Here is a 2,643-nt window from a genome sequence, read left to right on the forward strand (position 1 = left end):
ATGGATATACTTGAACAAGCTGACCCCTCAAAATTGAATTAGAATTAGGGATGCGTAGTGCGTTTAAAGCTGTTATTCAACTGCCATACTGGCTGATGTTGACCCCCTAGTTCATTTTTCAGTTCATTGCGCTGGAGTATGCTGACCCCTTAGCAAGTAGTTTTTGTTACTTAGTGATCAAACAATTCGGATCACTGATGGCTGGAAAACCAAAACGAATGAGTCAGATAAAGCAATTAATCAGATTGTACCAGAGCGGTAGCGGAATAAAAACAATCGCCCGCATCCTTGGTATGAGCAAGAATACGGTGAAGTCCTATCTTAAAAAGATGGCCGACGGCGGTTTCAATACGGAAGAACTTCTTAAACAGGAGGATCCCCTGTTGGAAAAGTCGTTCCACGCAGGGAATCCTGCTTACAAGGCAGACAAGTTTGAGTACCTAAAAAGCCGTCTTGACTATTATGAAAAAGAACTTAAACGTACCGGAGTTACCAAACTGCTGCTCTGGCAGGAATATATAGAAAGTGATCCCACGGGTTATAGCTATCCACAGTTCAACTATCATTTAAGGCAACAGCTTATCTCGCGCAAGGGCAGCATGGTGATTGAACATACCGCCGGTGATAAACTATATATTGACTTTTCCGGAAAAAAACTCCATTATATTGACAGGTCCACCGGGGAGCTGGTCGCCTGTGAGGTATTTGTGGCCTGCCTGCCCTTTTCAGACTATGCGTTTGCAATGGCTGTACCATCTCAGCAGACCCCTGACTTTTTTTATGCACTGAGCAGCTGCCTGGAGTCCCTTGGCGGTGTTCCCAAGGCCATTGTCCCCGACAATCTCAAAGCAGCGGTCATCAAGGCCGATAAATATGAGCCGGTCCTGAACCAGTCCATGGAAGACTTTGCCAATCACTACGGCACAGCTGTGGTTCCGGCGCGTGCAGGCCGCCCAAAAGACAAATCATTGGTAGAAAATCAGGTAAAAATGATCTATACCCGTGTTTTTGCACCACTGAGAAACAGGCAGTTCTTTGATATCCATACGCTCAATGAAGCTATAAAGGCCTGTATGTTAAAGCACAACCAGACCCGGATGCAGCAAAAGCCATACTGCCGGGAAGAGCGGTTCTTAAGTTCTGAAAAATCAACATTGGGCGAACTTCCCAAAGAACGCTTCGAGCTGAAGAGCTATGCTGAACTCAAAGTTGGGGATAACGGACATATCTATCTGCAGCGCAATAAACACTATTACAGCGTACCCTTCGCTTATATCGGAACAAAGGTAAAGATCGTTTACACACGCAATATGCTCTCGATCTATTGTCGGGGCAAACAGATTGCCGCGCACATACGCAGTTACAGGGAAAATGCGTACACCACTCTGGCGACACATTTAAAGTCCGAACATCAGGCGTATAAGAACCGCTCGCATGAAACGTACCTGACAAGGGCAAAAGCACACTCTGCGGAGTTCGCCAAACTTCTGGAGATACTCTTTGAGCGGGCGCATTATCCCGAACAGTTATTCCGTACCTGTGACGGGCTGTTCAGGCTAAAACGGGACTTCCCGGCAGAAGAGTTTGACAAAGCATGTAGTTACGTACTAAAAAACAAGCTATATACCTACTACTACTTTAGGAATGTACTTGAAAACGGAACAGCAAACAATCAGGAAGAAACTTCCGTAAAAAGCTCCCTGCCGGAGCATGCCAATATCAGGGGAAGAGCGTATTATGCAGGCAGCCAGCCGACACTGTTTGATCAGCCAAACGATGGCCTGACAATACAATGATCGGCAGGAATGAACAGAATAAAATAAACAATAATAAATAAGATGAATATTGAAACACAGATGAGAGCGTTGCGCTTGCATGGTATGGAGCGTAACTGGAAAGCATTGAATGAAACCCGCCGTAGTACAGAACTTACCCTTTCCGAAGGACTGTCCCTATTGCTGCAGGCAGAATCAGATGAACGGGATGAAAAAAGGTTTGAGCGTCTCAAACAGAATGCCGGGTTCCGCTATCAGGCTTCGATAGAGGAGATAAACATGGTCGCTACCAGAGGTTTGGACAAGGGATTGATCACTACGTTGGCTACTGGCGAGTACATCAAAAAAGGAGATCCGATACTCATCAGCGGTGCTACGGGCTGTGGGAAGAGCTTCCTCTCTTCAGCATTGGGCCATCATGCTTGTGCCCAGGGGTATAAAGTGCTGTACTTTAACCTGCAAAAACTACTTCTAAAGACTAAAATGGCCCGCCTGGAAGGTACACTGCACAAGCTGATGGACAGGATATCAAAAACAGACCTACTTATTGTCGATGACTTCGGCCTGGTAAATCTGGACCAACAGCAAAGGCTGGATCTGATGGAAATAATTGAAGATAGACACGCTAAAGCCTCGACAATAATTGCCAGTCAGCTACCTGTGGCCAGTTGGTATGATGTAATCGGTGAAGATACAATTGCAGACGCAATACTCGACAGACTGATCCATGGATCTTACAGAATCGAACTTAAAGGCGAAAGTCTAAGAAAAAAGAAGTAATATTGTCAGGTCATCAGTTGGACTGAAGAGAGCCTTGATAGAGGGGTCAGTATGTCCAGCGGAGGGGTCAACATCAACATTATATCCA

The 2,643-nt window shown here is 45.6% G+C and carries 2 protein-coding genes; both read left to right on the forward strand.

Annotated features, from left to right (window positions below; translation table 11 throughout):
- Window positions 1-197 precede the first annotated feature (197 nt).
- Window positions 198-1,796: an IS21 family transposase gene (gene istA, locus M2419_RS27350; protein WP_153845873.1), complete on the forward strand. Its 1,599-nt coding sequence runs from the start codon at window positions 198-200 to the stop codon at window positions 1,794-1,796.
- Between the two features lie 42 nt (window positions 1,797-1,838).
- A complete protein-coding gene (gene istB, locus M2419_RS27355) occupies window positions 1,839-2,555 on the forward strand; it encodes an IS21-like element helper ATPase IstB (RefSeq protein ID WP_121127451.1) in 717 nt (238 codons plus the stop codon).
- Window positions 2,556-2,643 lie beyond the last annotated feature (88 nt).

The organism is Sphingobacterium sp. BIGb0116, assembly GCF_024808035.1.
Taxonomy (GTDB): domain Bacteria; phylum Bacteroidota; class Bacteroidia; order Sphingobacteriales; family Sphingobacteriaceae; genus Sphingobacterium; species Sphingobacterium paramultivorum.